1 protein-coding gene is annotated in these 222 nt (G+C 60.4%); it reads left to right on the top strand.

Annotated elements, in window-relative coordinates; genetic code table 11:
• On the top strand, window positions 1-222 hold a 222-nt coding region (locus V1J52_RS26065), incomplete at both ends, for a thrombospondin type 3 repeat-containing protein (RefSeq protein ID WP_330142434.1).

Raw genomic sequence — 222 nt, 5'->3', positions numbered from 1 at the left:
ACCTGGACGTGGATTCTGATGGTGATGGGGTTCCGGACCGTGTGGAGGCGGGTGTTGATCCGGCGAATCCGGTTGATTCGGATGGTGATGGGGTTCCGGACTTCTTGGACACGGACTCTGATGGCGACGGGGTGCCGGATGTGAGGGAGGGTTCGGTCGACTCGGATGGTGATGGTACGCCGGACTATCTGGATCTGGATTCGGATGGTGATGGGGTTCCGG

It is taken from the genome of Streptomyces solitudinis, assembly GCF_036323765.1.
Taxonomy (GTDB): Bacteria; Actinomycetota; Actinomycetes; order Streptomycetales; family Streptomycetaceae; genus Streptomyces.
Note: the sequence above shows the minus strand (reverse complement) of the source record. Positions and strands in the feature narration are given on the sequence as shown.